The sequence below is a fragment of the Dactylosporangium aurantiacum genome (assembly GCF_000716715.1).
Classification (GTDB): domain Bacteria; phylum Actinomycetota; class Actinomycetes; order Mycobacteriales; family Micromonosporaceae; genus Dactylosporangium; species Dactylosporangium aurantiacum.
In genome coordinates this window covers 32,890-47,436 of sequence record NZ_JNYJ01000050.1, presented here as the reverse complement: position 1 = coordinate 47,436, position 14,547 = coordinate 32,890, and the positions used below count along the sequence as shown (strand labels likewise).

13 protein-coding genes are annotated in these 14,547 nt (G+C 72.7%); 10 read left to right on the top strand and 3 right to left on the bottom strand.

Annotated elements, in window-relative coordinates; all coding sequences use genetic code 11:
- The first annotated feature begins 77 nt into the window (after window positions 1–77).
- Genes OP18_RS41180 through speB form a run of 4 tightly spaced genes read left to right on the top strand, consistent with a single transcriptional unit; the run spans window position 78 to window position 3,984 of the window.
- A complete protein-coding gene (locus OP18_RS41180; RefSeq protein ID WP_033364637.1) occupies window positions 78–986 on the top strand; it encodes an ABC transporter permease in 909 nt (302 codons plus the stop codon).
- A complete protein-coding gene (locus OP18_RS41175; RefSeq protein ID WP_033364636.1) occupies window positions 986–1,789 on the top strand; it encodes an ABC transporter permease in 804 nt (267 codons plus the stop codon). The genes OP18_RS41180 and OP18_RS41175 overlap by 1 nt, the downstream gene beginning before the upstream one ends.
- A gap of 3 nt (window positions 1,790–1,792) precedes the next feature.
- Window positions 1,793–2,992 carry a saccharopine dehydrogenase family protein gene (locus OP18_RS41170; protein WP_033364635.1) on the top strand — a complete coding sequence of 400 codons (1,200 nt, stop codon included), beginning with the start codon at window positions 1,793–1,795 and terminating at the stop codon, window positions 2,990–2,992.
- The gene (speB, locus tag OP18_RS41165; RefSeq protein ID WP_033364634.1) at window positions 2,989–3,984 is read left to right on the top strand and encodes an agmatinase; all 996 of its coding nucleotides are present in this window, start codon (window positions 2,989–2,991) and stop codon (window positions 3,982–3,984) included. Before OP18_RS41170 ends, speB begins: the two co-directional genes overlap by 4 nt.
- Window positions 3,985–4,011: 27 nt before the next feature.
- Here speB and gabT read toward each other — a convergent pair whose 3' ends face one another.
- Complete coding sequence (gene gabT, locus OP18_RS41160) at window positions 4,012–5,334, bottom strand: 4-aminobutyrate--2-oxoglutarate transaminase (RefSeq protein WP_033364633.1); 1,323 nt, start codon at window positions 5,332–5,334, stop codon at window positions 4,012–4,014.
- A complete protein-coding gene (locus tag OP18_RS41155) occupies window positions 5,334–6,764 on the bottom strand; it encodes a gamma-aminobutyraldehyde dehydrogenase (RefSeq protein ID WP_033364659.1) in 1,431 nt (476 codons plus the stop codon). The genes gabT and OP18_RS41155 overlap by 1 nt, the downstream gene beginning before the upstream one ends.
- 115 nt (window positions 6,765–6,879) lie before the next feature.
- On the opposite strand from OP18_RS41155, the gene OP18_RS41150 reads away from it, so the two are divergent.
- Complete coding sequence (locus OP18_RS41150; RefSeq protein WP_033364632.1) at window positions 6,880–8,304, top strand: aldehyde dehydrogenase family protein; 1,425 nt, start codon at window positions 6,880–6,882, stop codon at window positions 8,302–8,304.
- Here OP18_RS41150 and OP18_RS41145 read toward each other — a convergent pair.
- Window positions 8,276–9,259 carry a cation diffusion facilitator family transporter gene (locus tag OP18_RS41145; protein ID WP_052388099.1) on the bottom strand — a complete coding sequence of 328 codons (984 nt, stop codon included), beginning with the start codon at window positions 9,257–9,259 and terminating at the stop codon, window positions 8,276–8,278. The genes OP18_RS41150 and OP18_RS41145 overlap by 29 nt on opposite strands.
- Before the next feature lie 122 nt (window positions 9,260–9,381).
- On the opposite strand from OP18_RS41145, the gene OP18_RS41140 reads away from it, so the two are divergent.
- The 5 genes from OP18_RS41140 to manA are packed head-to-tail and all read left to right on the top strand — an operon-like array spanning window position 9,382 to window position 14,276.
- Window positions 9,382–10,752 carry a phosphomannomutase/phosphoglucomutase gene (locus OP18_RS41140; protein WP_033364631.1) on the top strand — a complete coding sequence of 457 codons (1,371 nt, stop codon included), beginning with the start codon at window positions 9,382–9,384 and terminating at the stop codon, window positions 10,750–10,752.
- A gap of 30 nt (window positions 10,753–10,782) precedes the next feature.
- Entirely contained in the window at window positions 10,783–10,968 is a 186-nt protein-coding gene (locus tag OP18_RS41135) for a Trm112 family protein (RefSeq protein ID WP_033364630.1), read from the top strand.
- A complete protein-coding gene (locus OP18_RS41130) occupies window positions 10,965–12,173 on the top strand; it encodes an SIS domain-containing protein (RefSeq protein ID WP_033364629.1) in 1,209 nt (402 codons plus the stop codon). The genes OP18_RS41135 and OP18_RS41130 overlap by 4 nt, the downstream gene beginning before the upstream one ends.
- Window positions 12,170–13,132 carry a cation diffusion facilitator family transporter gene (locus OP18_RS41125; RefSeq protein ID WP_033364628.1) on the top strand — a complete coding sequence of 321 codons (963 nt, stop codon included), beginning with the start codon at window positions 12,170–12,172 and terminating at the stop codon, window positions 13,130–13,132. Before OP18_RS41130 ends, OP18_RS41125 begins: the two co-directional genes overlap by 4 nt.
- 1 nt (window position 13,133) lies before the next feature.
- The gene (gene manA / locus OP18_RS41120; RefSeq protein WP_033364627.1) at window positions 13,134–14,276 is read left to right on the top strand and encodes a mannose-6-phosphate isomerase, class I; all 1,143 of its coding nucleotides are present in this window, start codon (window positions 13,134–13,136) and stop codon (window positions 14,274–14,276) included.
- Window positions 14,277–14,547 lie beyond the last annotated feature (271 nt).

Here is a 14,547-nt window from a genome sequence, read left to right as displayed (position 1 = left end):
CAGCGGAGCGAGGAGCTGCGAATCAGCAGCTCAGTGTGGAGCTCAGGGCGGCGCCGGAGCGTAGCGGAGGTGGCGGCATGAGCGCGTTGGGTCATGTCGGGGCCGGGGCCCCCGCCGGTACACCGGCGAAATTGGCGAAGCCGAGGAGGCGGTGGCTGCCGTACGTGCTGCTGCTGCCCGGCGGCCTGTGGCTGCTGCTGTTCTTCGCGGTGCCGGCGATCCAGCTCTTCGCGACCAGCCTCTACGACCCGAGCGGCTCGCTCGAAGAGGGCTACGCGATGACGTGGCAGTTCAGCAACTACGCCGACGCCGCCGCCGAGTACCTCCCGCACTTCATGCGCTCGCTCGGCTACGCGGCCCTCACCACCGTCATCTGCCTGCTGCTGGGCTACCCGCTGGCGTACGCGATCGCGCTCAAGGGCGGCCGTTGGAAGAACCTGCTGCTGGTGTGCGTGATCGCGCCGTTCTTCACCAGCTTCCTGATCCGCACCCTGGCCTGGAAGGTCATCCTGTCGGACAACGGCTGGGTGGTGTCCACGCTCAACGCGCTGCACGTGCCGCTGCCCGACGGCCGGCTCCTGGCCACCACCCCGGCCGTGATCGCCGGCCTGGTCTACAACTTCCTGCCGTTCATGGTGCTGCCCCTGTACGCCAGCCTGGAGAAGCTCGACCCGCGGCTGCTGGAGGCCGCCGGCGACCTGTACGCCCGGCCGGTCGCCCGCTTCACCCGGGTCGCGCTGCCGCTGTCGATGCCGGGTGTCGTGGCCGGCACGCTGCTCACGTTCATCCCGGCCGCGGGCGACTACATCAACGCGCAGCTGCTCGGCACCAACCGCCAGTACATGATCGGCAACGTCATCCAGTCGAAGTTCCTGAAGGTGGGCGACTACCCGAGCGCCGCCGCGCTGTCGTTCACGCTCATGGCCGCGATCCTGGTGCTGGTCTTCGTCTACGTGCGGCGCGCCGGAACGGATGAGGTGCTCTGATGCTGCATCGCCTGCGCCGCTACGTCGCCGACCACTGGGTCATGGGGATCGGCCTGCTCGTGCTGCTGTACCTGTTCGTGCCGATCGGCGTGGTCGCCGCGATGTCGTTCCGCGACGCCGGCCGCAACGCGCCGTACTCGCTGGAGAACTACAGGTTCACCTGGGCGCACTGGGCCGACCCGTTCGGCGCCGCCGGCATCGGCCACGCCTTCTGGCTCAGCATCGCGATCGCCGCGCTCGCCACGCTCGGCGCGGTCATCCTCGGCACGCTGATGTCCTTCGCCCTGGCCCGCCACACGTTCCGCGGGCGCGCCGCGACCAACACCCTGATCTTCCTGCCGATGGCGACGCCCGAGATCGTCATGGGCTCCTCGCTGCTGGCCCTGTTCGTCGCCGCCGGCGTGCAGCTCGGCTTCTGGACGATCGTCATCGCCCACGTCATGTTCTGCCTGTCGTTCGTGGTCGTCACCGTCAAGGCCCGCCTCGCCGGGCTCGACCCGCGGCTGCAGGAGGCCGCGATGGACCTCTACGCCAACGAGACGCAGACGTTCCTGCGGGTCACGCTGCCGCTCGTCATGCCCGGCATCGTCGCGGCGGCCCTGCTGTCCTTCTCGCTGTCCTTCGACGACTTCATCGTCACGAACTTCAACTCCGGCAGCGTCGTCACGTTCCCGATGTTCGTCTGGGGCGCCTCCCAGCGAGGCATCCCGCCGCAGATCAACGTGATCGGCACCGCCATGTTCGTCATCTCCTTCCTGGTCGTGCTCATCGGCCAGCTCCCCAACATGCGTCGGAAGGCTTAGCGCATGCGTCTGCTCATCGTCGGCGCCGGTGGCGTCGGCTCCGCCGCCGTGCGCATCGCCGCCCGCCGCGACTTCTTCGAGGCGTGCGTCGTCGCCGACTACTCCCTCGACCGGGCCCGGGCCGCCGTCATGGACGCCCGCTTCACCGCGGTCCAGCTCGACGCCTCCTCGGCCGCCGCGGTGCACCAGCTGTGCGTCGCGCACCGCATCACGCACGTGCTCAACGCCGTCGACCCGCGGTTCGTCATGCCGATCTTCGAGGGCGCGTTCGCCGCCGGCGCGCACTACCTCGACATGGCGATGTCCCTGTCGAAACCGCACCCGGAGCGGCCGTACTCGCAGACCGGCGTGAAGCTCGGCGACGAGCAGTTCGCCGCCGCCGGGCGGTGGGAGGCGGCGGACCGGCTCGCCCTGGTCGGCATCGGCGTCGAGCCGGGCCTGTCCGACGTGTTCGCCCGGTACGCCGCTGACGAGCTCTTCGCCCAGGTGCACGAGATCGGCGTCCGCGACGGCGCGAACCTCGTCGTCGAGGGCTACGACTTCGCGCCGTCGTTCTCGATCTGGACGACGATCGAGGAGTGCCTGAACCCGCCGGTCATCTGGGAGCGTGAGCGCGGCTGGTACACCACGGCGCCGTTCTCCGAGCCGGAGGTGTTCGACTTCCCGGCGGGCATCGGCCCGGTCGAGTGCGTCAACGTCGAGCACGAGGAGGTGCTGCTCATCCCGCGCTGGGTCAGCGCCGAGCGGGTCACGTTCAAGTACGGCCTCGGCGACGAGTTCATCGACGTGCTCAAGACCCTGCACAAGCTGGGCCTGGACAGCACCCGCCCGGTCCGCGCCGGCGGGGTCGAGGTCGCGCCCCGCGACGTGGTCGCCGCCTGCCTGCCCGACCCGGCCGGCCTCGGCGACCGCATGCACGGCAAGACCTGCGCGGGCACGCTCGTGACCGGCATCGGCAAGGACGGCTCGCCGCGCCGCACCTACCTGTACCACGTCATGGACAACGCCTGGTCGATGCGCGAGTACGGCTCCCAGGCCGTCGTGTGGCAGACCGCGATCAACCCGGTCGTCGCCCTGGAGCTGCTCGCCGCGGGCACCTGGTCGGGCCGCGGCGTGCTCGGACCGGAGGCGCTGCCGCCGAAGCCGTTCCTGGAGCTGCTGACCGCGTACGGCTCGCCCTGGGGGATACGGGAGGAGCAATGACCAGATACGGGCCGATGTACGGGCCGGACATCACGTTCCTCGGGGTACCGGCCTGCGACCTCGCCGCGCTGCCCGAGGCCGACGTCGTCATCATCGGCGCGCCGTTCGACGGCGGCACCTCCCACCGCCCCGGCACCCGCTTCGGCCCGGGCGCCATCCGGCAGGCCTGCTATCTCGCCCACGACGGCTCCCGGCCGTCCCTCGCGCTGCGCGTCGACCCGCTGCGCGACCTGCGCGTCTACGACGCCGGTGACGTCGAGATGTTCTCCGGCGACGCGGCCGGCTCGATCGCCGCGCTGCAGGACGCGGTCGCCGGGGTCGCCGCGGCCGGCGCCATCCCGGTGATCCTCGGCGGCGACCACACCATCGCCTGGCCCGACGCCACCGGCGTGGCCCGCCACCTCGGCTACGGCCGGGTCTCCCTCGTGCACTTCGACGCGCACGCCGACACCGGCGACACCGAGTTCGGCTCCCTGGTCGGGCACGGCCAGCCGATGCGCCGGCTCATCGAGTCCGGCGCCGTGCGCGGCGACCGCTTCCTGCAGCTGGGGCTGCGCGGGTACTGGCCCGGCCCGGAGACCCTCGACTGGATGGCGCGGCAGCGCATGCGCTCCTACGAGATGACCGAGATCGTCGCCCGCGGGCTCGACGACTGCCTCACCGAGGCCTTCGCGATCGCCACCGACGACTGCGACGGCGTCTTCCTGTCCGTCGACGTCGACGTGGTCGACCCCGGCATGGCCCCCGGCACCGGCACCCCCGAGCCCGGCGGCCTCACCGCCCGCCAGCTGCTCGACGCGGTCCGCCGGTGCTGCTACGAGCTGCCGGTCGTCGGGGTCGACGTGGTCGAGGTGTCGCCGCCCTACGACCACGCCGAGATCACCGCGTACCTGGCCAACCGCGTCGTGCTGGAGGCCCTGTCCGCGATCGCCCGCCGGCGCCGCGGCGACCCCTGGGACCCGCGCCGCCCGCTGCTCGACGGCCGGGGCTGAACGCTCCCGGCCGCCGAGGCGGGGTACCTACAGCGCCGACTCCAGCACGTCCAGGGCGCGGTGCAGGGTCGCGTCGTCCATCACCAGCGGCGGCAGGAACCGGATCACGTTGCCGTACGTGCCGCAGGTGAGCAGCAGCAGGCCGGCCTCGTGCGCCGCCTTCTGGATCGCCGCGGTCCTCGCCGCGTCCGGGGTGGCGCCCAGCGGGGCGCCCCGGCCGTAGGCCCGCTCCGCCGTCACGGCGCCGGGCTCCGCCGAGCCCGGCACGACGATCTCCACGGCGAGCATGGCGCCCCGGCCGCGGACGTCGCCGATGACCGGGTGCGCCGCGGCGAGGGATTCCAGGCGCGGCCGCATGACCGACTCGATCCGTCGCGCCGCGGCGCACAGGTCGAGCTCGCGCATGGTCTCGATCGACGCGAGCGCGGCCGCGCAGGCTATCGGGTTGCCGCCGTACGTGCCGCCGAGGCCGCCGGCGTGCACCGCGTCCATCACCGCGGCCCGGCCGGTCACCGCGGCCAGGGGCAGCCCCCCGGCGATACCCTTCGCGGTGGTGACGAGGTCGGGCTCCACGCTCTCGTGGGTGGTGGCGAACCACTCGCCGGTGCGGCAGAAGCCGGTCTGGATCTCGTCGGCGACGAACAGCGCCCCGGCCGAACGGGCCCACGCGGCGATCGCCGGCAGGAACCCGGGCGCCGGGACGATGAACCCGCCCTCGCCCTGGATCGGCTCGATGAGCACGGCGGCGACCTGGTCGGCGCCGACCTGCTTCTCGATCATGCCGATGGCGAGCGAGGCCGCGTCCGGGCCGGACAGCCCGTCGCGGAACGGGTACGACATCGGCACCCGGTAGATCTCCCCGGCGAACGGGCCGAAGCCGTGCTTGTAGGGCATCGCCTTCGCGGTGAGCGCCATCGTGAGGTTCGTGCGGCCGTGGTAGGCGTGGTCGAACACCACGACCGCCTGCCGCCCGGTGGCGTGCCGGGCGATCTTCACCGCGTTCTCCACGGCCTCGGCGCCGGAGTTGAACAGCGCCGAGCGCTTCTCGAACGCGCCCGGGGTCAGCGCGTTGAGCTGCTCGCAGACCGCGACGTACCCCTCGTACGGCGCGATCATGAAGCAGGTGTGGGTGAAGCGCTCGACCTGCCGCCGCACCGCCTCCACCACCTTCGGCGAGGCGTTGCCGACGTTGGTCACGGCGATGCCGGCCGCCATGTCGATCCACTCGCGGCCGTCCACGTCGGTCAGCGTGCCGCCCGACGCGTGGTCCACGTAGGAGGAGATCATGCTGCCGACGCCGCGGGCGACCGCCGCGCCGCGCCGCTTGTGGATGTCGCTGGACGCCGTCATCACAGCTCGATGTTGTGCATGACGTGCTTGATCCGGGTGTAGTCCTCCAGCCCGTACATGGACAGGTCCTTACCGTAGCCGGAGGACTTGAAACCGCCGTGCGGCATCTCGGCGACGATCGGGATGTGGGCGTTGACCCACACGCAGCCGAAGTCGAGCCGGCGGGTCATCCGCATGGCCCGGCCGTGGTCCTTCGTCCAGACCGAGGAGGACAGCCCGTACTCGACGCCGTTGGCCCAGCGGACCGCCTCGTCCTCGTCGGTGAAGCGCTGCACGGTGATGACCGGCCCAAAGACCTCGTCCTGGATGATCTCGTCCTCCTGGCGCAGGCCGGACACGACGGTCGGGGCGTAGAAGTACCCCTTGTCGCCGACCCGGGCGCCGCCCGCGTCGAGCTTCGCGTGGTCCGGCAGCCGGTCGAGGAAACCGGCCACCCGGGCCAGCTGGTTGGCGTTGTTCAGCGGGCCGTAGAGCACGTCCTCGTCGTCGGGCGCGCCGGTCTTCGTGGCGGCGGCCTGCTCGGCGATCGCGGCCACGAAGTCGTCGTAGATGCCGGGGCCGGCCAGCACGCGGGTGGCCGCGGTGCAGTCCTGCCCGGCGTTGAAGTAGCCGGCGACCGCGATCGCCTCGGCGGCCGCCTCGAGGTCGGCGTCGTCGAACACCACGACCGGCGCCTTGCCGCCGAGCTCCAGGTGGGTGCGTTTGAGCATCGGCGCGGCCGCGCCGGCGACCTCGCGGCCCGCGCGCACCGAGCCGGTGATCGACACGAACTGCGGCGTCGGGTGCGACACCAGGGCCCGGCCGGTGTCCCGGTCGCCGGTGACCACGTTGAGCACGCCGGGCGGCAGGAACTCCGCGGCCAGCTCGGCCAGCAGCAGCGTCGACACCGGGGTGGTGTCGGAGGGCTTGAGCACGACGGTGTTGCCGGCCGCGAGGGCCGGCGCGATCTTCCAGACGGCCATCATCAGCGGGTAGTTCCACGGGGTCACCTGCGCGCAGACGCCGATCGGCTCGCGGCGCACGTAGCTGGTGTGGCCCTTCATGTACTCCCCGGCGGACTTGCCCTCCAGGACGCGGGCGGCGCCGGCGAAGAACCGGACCTGGTCCACCGCGGGCGGCAGCTCGTCGCTGGTGGTCAGCGCCCGCGGCTTGCCCGTGTTCTGGCACTCGGCGTCGATGAGCTCGGCCGCGCGGTCCTCCATGGCGTCGGCCAGCTTCAGCAGCGCGCGCTGGCGCTCCGCCGGGGTGGCGTCCCGCCACGTCTCGAACGCCTTGCTGGCCGCCTTCACCGCGCGGTCCACGTCGGCCTCGCCGGAGACCGGGGCGGAGGCGAACACCTCACCGGTCGACGGGTCGATCAGGTCCGAATAACGGCCGTCGGCGGGCTCCACGTGGGCGCCGTCGATGAAGTTCTGCAGTTGCTTGGTCATGTCCACTCCTTTGAGTGCCGGCAGCCACATCCTTCCATCGATTCCGCAGCGCACAACCCTTTGGGCAACTGTTTCCGCGTCGTGAACGGGCGGGCGGCGGCGTAGGCTGGCGGGTGTGACCCCGTTCTACATCGCCGGCCGACCGGCGACCAGCGACGACGCCGTCGAGATCCGCCACCCGTTCGACGGCCGGGTGGTCGGCAGCACGTCCAACGCCACCCCGGCGCAGGTCGAGGAGGCCGTCGCGGCGGCCGCGGCGGCCCGTGCGAGCGCCGCCGCCCTGCCCGCGAGCGCCCGAGCGGCGGCGCTGGACCACGTCAGCGCCCGGCTCAAGGAGCGCGCCGAGGAGGTCGCCCGACTGATCACCGGGGAGAACGGCAAGCCGCTGAAGTGGTCCCGCGGCGAGGTCGGCCGGGCGGTGTCGACGTTCCGCTGGGCCGCCGAGGAGGCCCGCCGCTTCTCCGGCACCGTGCAGCGCCTCGACACCGACCCCGCCGCCACCGGCCGCATCGCGCTGGTCAAGCGGGTGCCGAAAGGGCCGGTGCTCGGCATCGCCCCGTTCAACTTCCCGCTGAACCTGGTCGCGCACAAGGTCGCCCCGGCGATCGCGGTCGGCGCGCCGATCGTGCTCAAGCCCGCGCCGGCCACCCCGCTCAGCGCTCTGCTGCTCGGCGAGATCCTCGCCGGGACCGACCTGCCGGAGGGGATGTGGTCGATCCTGCCGGTCCCCAACGACCGCGCCCCGGGCCTCGTCGCCGACCCGCGCCTGCCGGTGGTGTCCTTCACCGGCTCCGGTCCGGTCGGCTGGCAGATCCGCGACGCCGTGCCGCGCAAGCACGTCACCCTCGAGCTCGGCGGCAACGCCGCGGTCCTGGTCTGCGAGGACTGGGACGACCTGGACTGGGCCGCGACCCGCATCGCCACCTTCTCCAACTACCAGGCCGGGCAGAGCTGCATCGCCGTGCAGCGGGTGTACGTGCACGAGCGGCACTTCGACGCGCTCACCGACCGGCTGGTCGCGGCGGTCGAGGCGCAGGTCACCGGCTCGCCATGGGAGGACGCCACCGACGTCGGCCCGCTGATCAGCCACGACGCCGCGCAGCGGGTCGAGTCCTGGGTCACCGAGGCGGTCTCGGCCGGCGCGAAGCTGCTCACCGGCGGCACCCGCGACGGCGCCGCCTACGCGCCGACCGTGCTCACCGGCGTGCCGGCCGGCGCGAAGGTCGTCGCCGAGGAGGTCTTCGGCCCGGTCCTGGTCCTGGAGCGGGTCGCGTCCGACGAGGCCGGCCTCGCCGCGGTCAACGACTCGCGGTACGGGCTGCAGGCCGGCGTCTTCACCCGCCGGCTCGACCGCGCGTTCGAGGCGCACCGCGTCCTGGACGTCGGCGGCATCATCGTCGGCGACGTGCCCAGCTACCGTGCCGACCAGATGCCCTACGGCGGCGCCAAGGCCAGCGGCGTCGGCCGTGAGGGTCTGGCCAGCGCGATGGCCGACTACACCGAGGAGCGGGTCATGGTCCTGACGGGCCTGCAGCTCTAGTCGGGGCGGAGCCCGGCGGCCGGTCCTGCGTCTCGTGCAGCCGCTGGTCCCACACGTCGGGCTCCAGGAAGACGAAGCACTCGTCGTCGAGGGACTCGCGGATGCGGGCCTCGGCCCGGTTGATCGCCTCCGCCACCCGCCCCACGGTCTCGGCCGGGTCGAAGGCGACCTTGGCCGCGATCAGCAGCTGGTCGGGGCCCAGGTGCATGGTGCGCAGGTGGATCATGCGGGTGGCGAGCGGCTCGGCCTCGATCGCCGCCTCGATGCGGCGCAGTGTCTCCTCGTCGGCGGACTCGCCGATCAGGAGGCTGCGCATGCGCTGCGACAGGGTGATCGAGATGACGACGAGCAGCAGGCCGATGGCGATGGTCCCGAGCGCGTCCCAGCGCCCGTCGCCGGTGACGACGGCGAGGGTGATCCCGACCGAGGCGAAGAGCAGGCCGGTGAGCGCCCCGAAGTCCTCGGCGAGCACGACCGGCAGCTCCGGCGAGCGGGTGGTCCTGATGAAGCGCAGCCACGGCAGCCCACGCCGGGCCGGCTGCGCCTCGTGCACCGCGGTGCGCAGCGAGAACGACTCCAGCACGATGGAGACGCCGAGCACCCCGAACGCCCACGCCGGCGACTCGACCGGCTCGGGGGAGTGCAGCTTCTCCCACCCCTCGTACAGGGCGAAGACACCGCCGACGAGGAAGATCACCAGGGTGACCAGGAAGCCGTAGAAGTAGCGGAACCGCTGGTAGCCGAAGGGGTGCAGGGAGGAGGCCTCCCGCTTGGCCCGCCGGCCGCCGAGGAGCAGCAGCAGCTGGTTGGCGGTGTCGGCCACCGAGTGCACGGCCTCCGCGAGCATCGCCGAGGACCCCGTGAAGAGGAACGCGACGAACTTGCTCACGGCGATGCCGAGGTTGGCGGCGAACGCGGCGATGATCGCCCTGATGGAGTTACCTTCCTCGGCCACATCCGACCTGTTACCACACTCGCGACGTGAACTAACACCGGCAACTCCGGACTGACACGTGCGCGGAACGTCACCGCACTAGGCTTCGACCGAGAGCAGCGACCATGACAGGAGCACGGACTGTGATCGACCTGAGCCGGATCGTCAAGGCCTATGACGTGCGGGGCACGGTGCCCGACCAGCTCGACGAGCCGGTCGCCGAGGCGCTCGGCCGGGCGTTCGTGCAGACGCTGCGCAGCCGCGGCGAGTTCGCCGAGCGCGTGGTGACCGCGCACGACATGCGCGAGTCCGGTCCGGCGCTCGCGTCGGCGTTCGCGGCGGGTGCGCGTGCCGAGGGCGCCGACGTGGTCGAGGCCGGGCTCGGATCCACCGACCTGCTGTACTTCGCCTCCGGCACCCTCGACCTGCCCGGCGCGATGTTCACCGCCAGCCACAACCCGGCGCAGTACAACGGCATCAAGCTGTGCAAGCAGGGCGCGAAGCCGGTCGGGCAGGACTCGGGTCTGGCCGAGATCCGCGACCGGGCGCAGGCCATCCTGGAGGGCCGGGGCGAGCCGCCGGCCGGCGGCCGGGTGGGCGGCATCGAGCAGCGCGGCATGCTGGACGCCTACGCGAGCTACCTGCGCGGCCTGGTCGACCTCACCGGCATCCGCCCGCTGACCGTCGTCGTGGACGCCGGCAACGGCATGGGCGGTTACACGGTGCCCGCCGTGCTCGGCGAGGGCCTGCCGTTGACGATCGTCCCGCTGTACTTCGAGCTCGACGGCTCGTTCCCCAACCACGAGGCCAACCCGCTGGAGCCGGCCAACCTGGTGGACCTGCAGGCGAAGGTCCGCGAGACCGGCGCCGACCTGGGGCTCGCCTTCGACGGCGACGCCGACCGCTGCTTCGTCGTCGACGAGCGCGGCGAGGCCGTCTCACCCTCGACGATCACCGCGATGGTGGCGGTCCGCGAGCTGGCCAAGGCGCCCGGCGCCACGATCATCCACAATCTCATCACCTCCCGGGCGGTGCCGGAGATCGTGCGCGAGCACGGCGGGGTGGCGGTGCGCACCCGCGTCGGGCACTCGTTCATCAAGGCCGAGATGGCCAGGACCGGCGCCGTGTTCGGCGGGGAGCACTCCGCGCACTACTACTTCAGCGACTTCTGGGGTGCCGACACCGGCATGCTCGCCGCCATGCACACCCTGGCGATGCTCGGCGGCCAGGGCGCCCCGCTGTCGGCGCTGACCAAGGACTACGTCCGCTACGCGGACTCCGGGGAGATCAACTCCACGGTCGCCGACCCGGCCGCGAAGCTGGCCGAGATCGAGGCCGCCTACCCGGTGCCGGTCGACCGCCTCGACGGGATCACGCTGGACTTCCCCGACGGCAGCTGGGTCAGTGTGCGGCCGTCCAACACCGAGCCGCTGCTGCGGCTTAACGTTGAGGCGCCGACCGCGGAGCGGATGGCAGCCCTGCGCGATGAAATGCTTGACGTCATCCGCCGCTGACGATCGCCGTTCGAAGGAGTTGGAAGAGACGTGTCCGTCGACCCCGCCCTGCTTTCCATCCTGCGCTGTCCCGACGAGCACCACGCGGAGCTGACGCTCGACGAGGCAGCCCAGACGCTGACCTGCACGCAGTGCGGGCGGATCTACGAGATCCGGGACGGCATCCCGGTGCTGCTGCTCGACGAGGCCCGGCTGCCCGAGGGCGGTGCCGCATGAACCCCCTGGAGGGCACCGCGGGCGTGCGCGGGCACCGCGAGATCGACCTGTCGCTGCTGGACGACGCCGCCGCCCTGGAGCGCAACGACCCGGGCGGCATGCTGCGCGCCACCGCGTCCGCCGGCGCCCAGGTCCGCGAGTCGGCGGCCCTCGCGGCGGAGACCGACCTCAGCGCCCTGGCCGACGAGGGCCGGCCCCGCGCCGTCGTGATCGCCGGGGTCGGCACCGCCGCGCGCACCGGCGACATCCTGGAGACGGTGGCGGGCCCGCGCTGCCCGGTGCCGGTGCTCGCGCACCGCAGCGCCGGCATCCCGGGCTGGGTCGGCGCGGCCGACGTCGTCATCGCCGTCTCCGCGTCCGGCCGCTCCCCGGAGGCCCTGGCCGCGGCCGAGGCCGCCGGCCGCCGCGGCGCCCGGCTCGTCGCGATCGGCGCCCCGGACACGCAGCTGCACGCGCTCGCCGACCGCTTCCGGGCGCCGTTCATCCCGGTGCCGCGCCGCGCGCCGGCCCGGGCCAGCCTGTGGGGCCTGGCCGTGCCGGTGCTCCTGGCCGGCCGGCAGCTCGGCCTGGTCAAGGTCAACGAGGCGGACTTCGCCGAGACCGCCGCGCGCCTGGACGCCGACGCCGACCGGTGCCGCATGACGCTCGAGTCGTTCGTCAACCCGGGCAAGAGCCTCGCGCTGGACCTGGCGCTGTCGGTGCCGATCGTCTGGGGCTCCTCGCCGCTGGCGAACGTCGCGGCCCGCCGCTTCGGCGACACCCTGGCCGCCAACGCCCGCTACCCGGCAGTCGCCGGCGCCCTGGGCGAGGCTGGCCGAGGCCGGGTCGGCCTGCTCGACGGCGTCTACGGCGGCCTGGCAGAGGCCGGCCGGGACATCTTCGCCGACCCGTCCGACGAGGACGAGTCGGTGACCCGGCTGCGGCTGGTGCTGCTCCGCGACGGCGGCCTGTCCGCCGACGAGGAGGAGGCCGACGGCGAGCCGTCGGTCGTGGAGGAGAAGCGCGCCGAGGCGGTCCAGCAGCTCGCCGAGCGCCGCGGCGTGCGGGTCAGCCTCATCACCGCCGAGGGCGGCTCTGCCCTGGAGCGACTTGCGTCTCTCGTCGCGGTGCCGGACTTCGCTTCGATCTATCTTGGACTCGCGCACGGCTTCGACCCCATGGCCGTGCCCGCCGTGTCCGAGATGAAGGAGCTGGTCAGTCCATGAGCACAGAGGGCGGGACGAAGGCCGTCGTCGCGGCGCTGTTCGCGAATCTCGGCATCGCGGTCACCAAGTTCGTGGCGTTCCTGCTCACCGGGTCGTCGTCGATGCTGGCCGAGTCGATCCACTCGGTCGCCGACTCCGGCAACCAGGGGCTGCTGCTCTTCGGTGGCCGGCAGTCCAAGCGTCGCGCGGACGCCGAGCACCCGTTCGGCTACGGCCGGGAGCGCTACGTCTACGCGTTCGTCGTCGCCGTCGTGCTGTTCTTCGTCGGCGGCATCTTCGCGCTGTACGAGGCCTGGCACAAGATCAGCCACCCGGAGCCGATCGACAAGTGGCAGTGGGTCCCGGTGGCCGTGCTGGTCGCCGCGATCGTCATGGAGAGCCTGTCGTTCCGCACCGCGATCCAGGAGACCCGCAAGATCAAGGGCGAGGCCGGCTGGTGGCAGTTCATCCGCCGGGCGAAGCAGCCGGAGCTGCCGGTGATCCTCCTGGAGGACCTCGCGGCCCTGGTCGGCCTGGTCCTCGCGCTGTTCGGGGTCGGCATGACGCTCATCACCGGCGACGGCATCTGGGACGGCATCGGCACCGCGGCGATCGGCCTGCTGCTCATCGTGGTCGCCGCGATCCTCGCGGTGGAGATGAAGGGCCTGCTCGTCGGTGAGGCCGCGTCCCCGGAGCAGATCGCCCAGATCCGGGCGGCGATCGTCGGCGGCCCCGAGGTCGAGTCGCTCATCCACATGCGCACCGTGCACCTGGGCCCCGACGAGCTGCTCGTCGCGGCCAAGATCGCGGTCCGGCACGACGAGACCGCGGGCGAGGTGGCCCGCGGCATCGACGCGGCCGAGGCCCGGATCCGGGCGGCGGTGCCGATCGCCAGGATCATCTACCTGGAGCCGGACATCTACCAGGCGGGCAAGCCCTCCTCCGGGACGGGCGTGCCGGACACCGCGGAGGCGCACTAGCGTGGAGCTGCTCGACAGCCCGATCCGGAAGTACGCGTGGGGTTCGCGCAGCGCGATCGCCGCGTTGCAGGGCCGGCCGTCGCCGGCCGCCGAGCCCGAGGCCGAGCTGTGGATGGGCGCGCACCCGGCGAGCCCGTCCCGGCTGGCGGTGAGCGGCACGTCCCTGGTGGACGCGATCGCCGCGGACCCCGAGGGCCTGCTCGGCGCGTCGGGCGTGGCCCGGTTCGGGCCCCGGCTGCCGTTCCTGCTCAAAGTCCTCGCGGCGGCCCAGCCGCTGTCGCTGCAGGCGCACCCGACCCTCGCCCAGGCCCGGGAGGCGCACGCGGCCGGGCACCCGTCCTACGTGGACGCGTGGCACAAGCCGGAGATGCTGGTCGCGCTGACCGACTTCGACGCGCTGTGCGGCTTCCGCGACCCGGCCGTCACCGCCGCCGACCTCGCCGCGCTCGACGTGGCCGGGCTGGAGGAGACGGTCGGCGCGCTGCGTCAGCAGGACAAGGCCGCCGCGCTGCACGACGCGGTGCGCGGCCTGCTCGGCAAGCCGGACTCGCGGCTGGTCGACGAGGTCGTGGCCGCCTGCGCCGCCCGCGGCGGGGCGTACTCGCTCGCGCCCGAGCTCGCCGAGCAGTACCCGGGCGACGCCGGGGTCATCGTCGCGATGCTGCTCAACCGGGTCCGGCTGCGGCCGGGCGAGGCGGTCTGGATGCCCGCCGGGAACCTGCACGCCTACCTGCGCGGCGTCGGCGTGGAGATCATGGCGGCGTCGGACAACGTGCTGCGCGGCGGGCTGACCCCGAAGCACGTCGACGTGGACGAGCTGCTGCGGGTGCTGCGCTTCGAGGTGCTCGACGACCCGGTCACCCGGCCGGTCGACCTCGGGCCGGGGCTGGTCACGTGGCCGGTGCCGGTCGAGGACTTCACCCTGCACCGGGCGGTGCTCGATCCGGCCGACGCGGGCACGACGGCGGTCCGGCTGCCCGGCGGCGGGCCGCGGATCGTGCTGTGCGTGCGCGGGGCGGTGCGGATCGACGACGGCGTGGTGCCGGTCACGCTCGCCGCGGGCGAGGCGGCGTTCGCGCCCGCGTCCCGGGGCGCGCTCGCGGTCAGCGGCGAGGGCGAGGTCTTCCAGGCCGCCACGCCGTAGCCGGCGGTACCGGCGGAAACCGCAACCGAAAAAGCGCTGACTTGTCCGGATTCGTCTTGACATTGAGCTAGCAGAGAGTAGTGTTCTGGCTACGCAGGGTTCGGAACTGAGTCCGAGCCTCATGCGGGGGAACCAAACCGGGGGGAAGCACGGGGCGGTGAGAGCGATCTCACCGCCCCGTGCGCTGTCCAAAGGCCGGTGAGCGTTCCTCGAGCGCTGCCGCGTACCGTAAGAGTCGCGCCGCTCTGGGCCCTTGGCCGCGTCTGGTCGA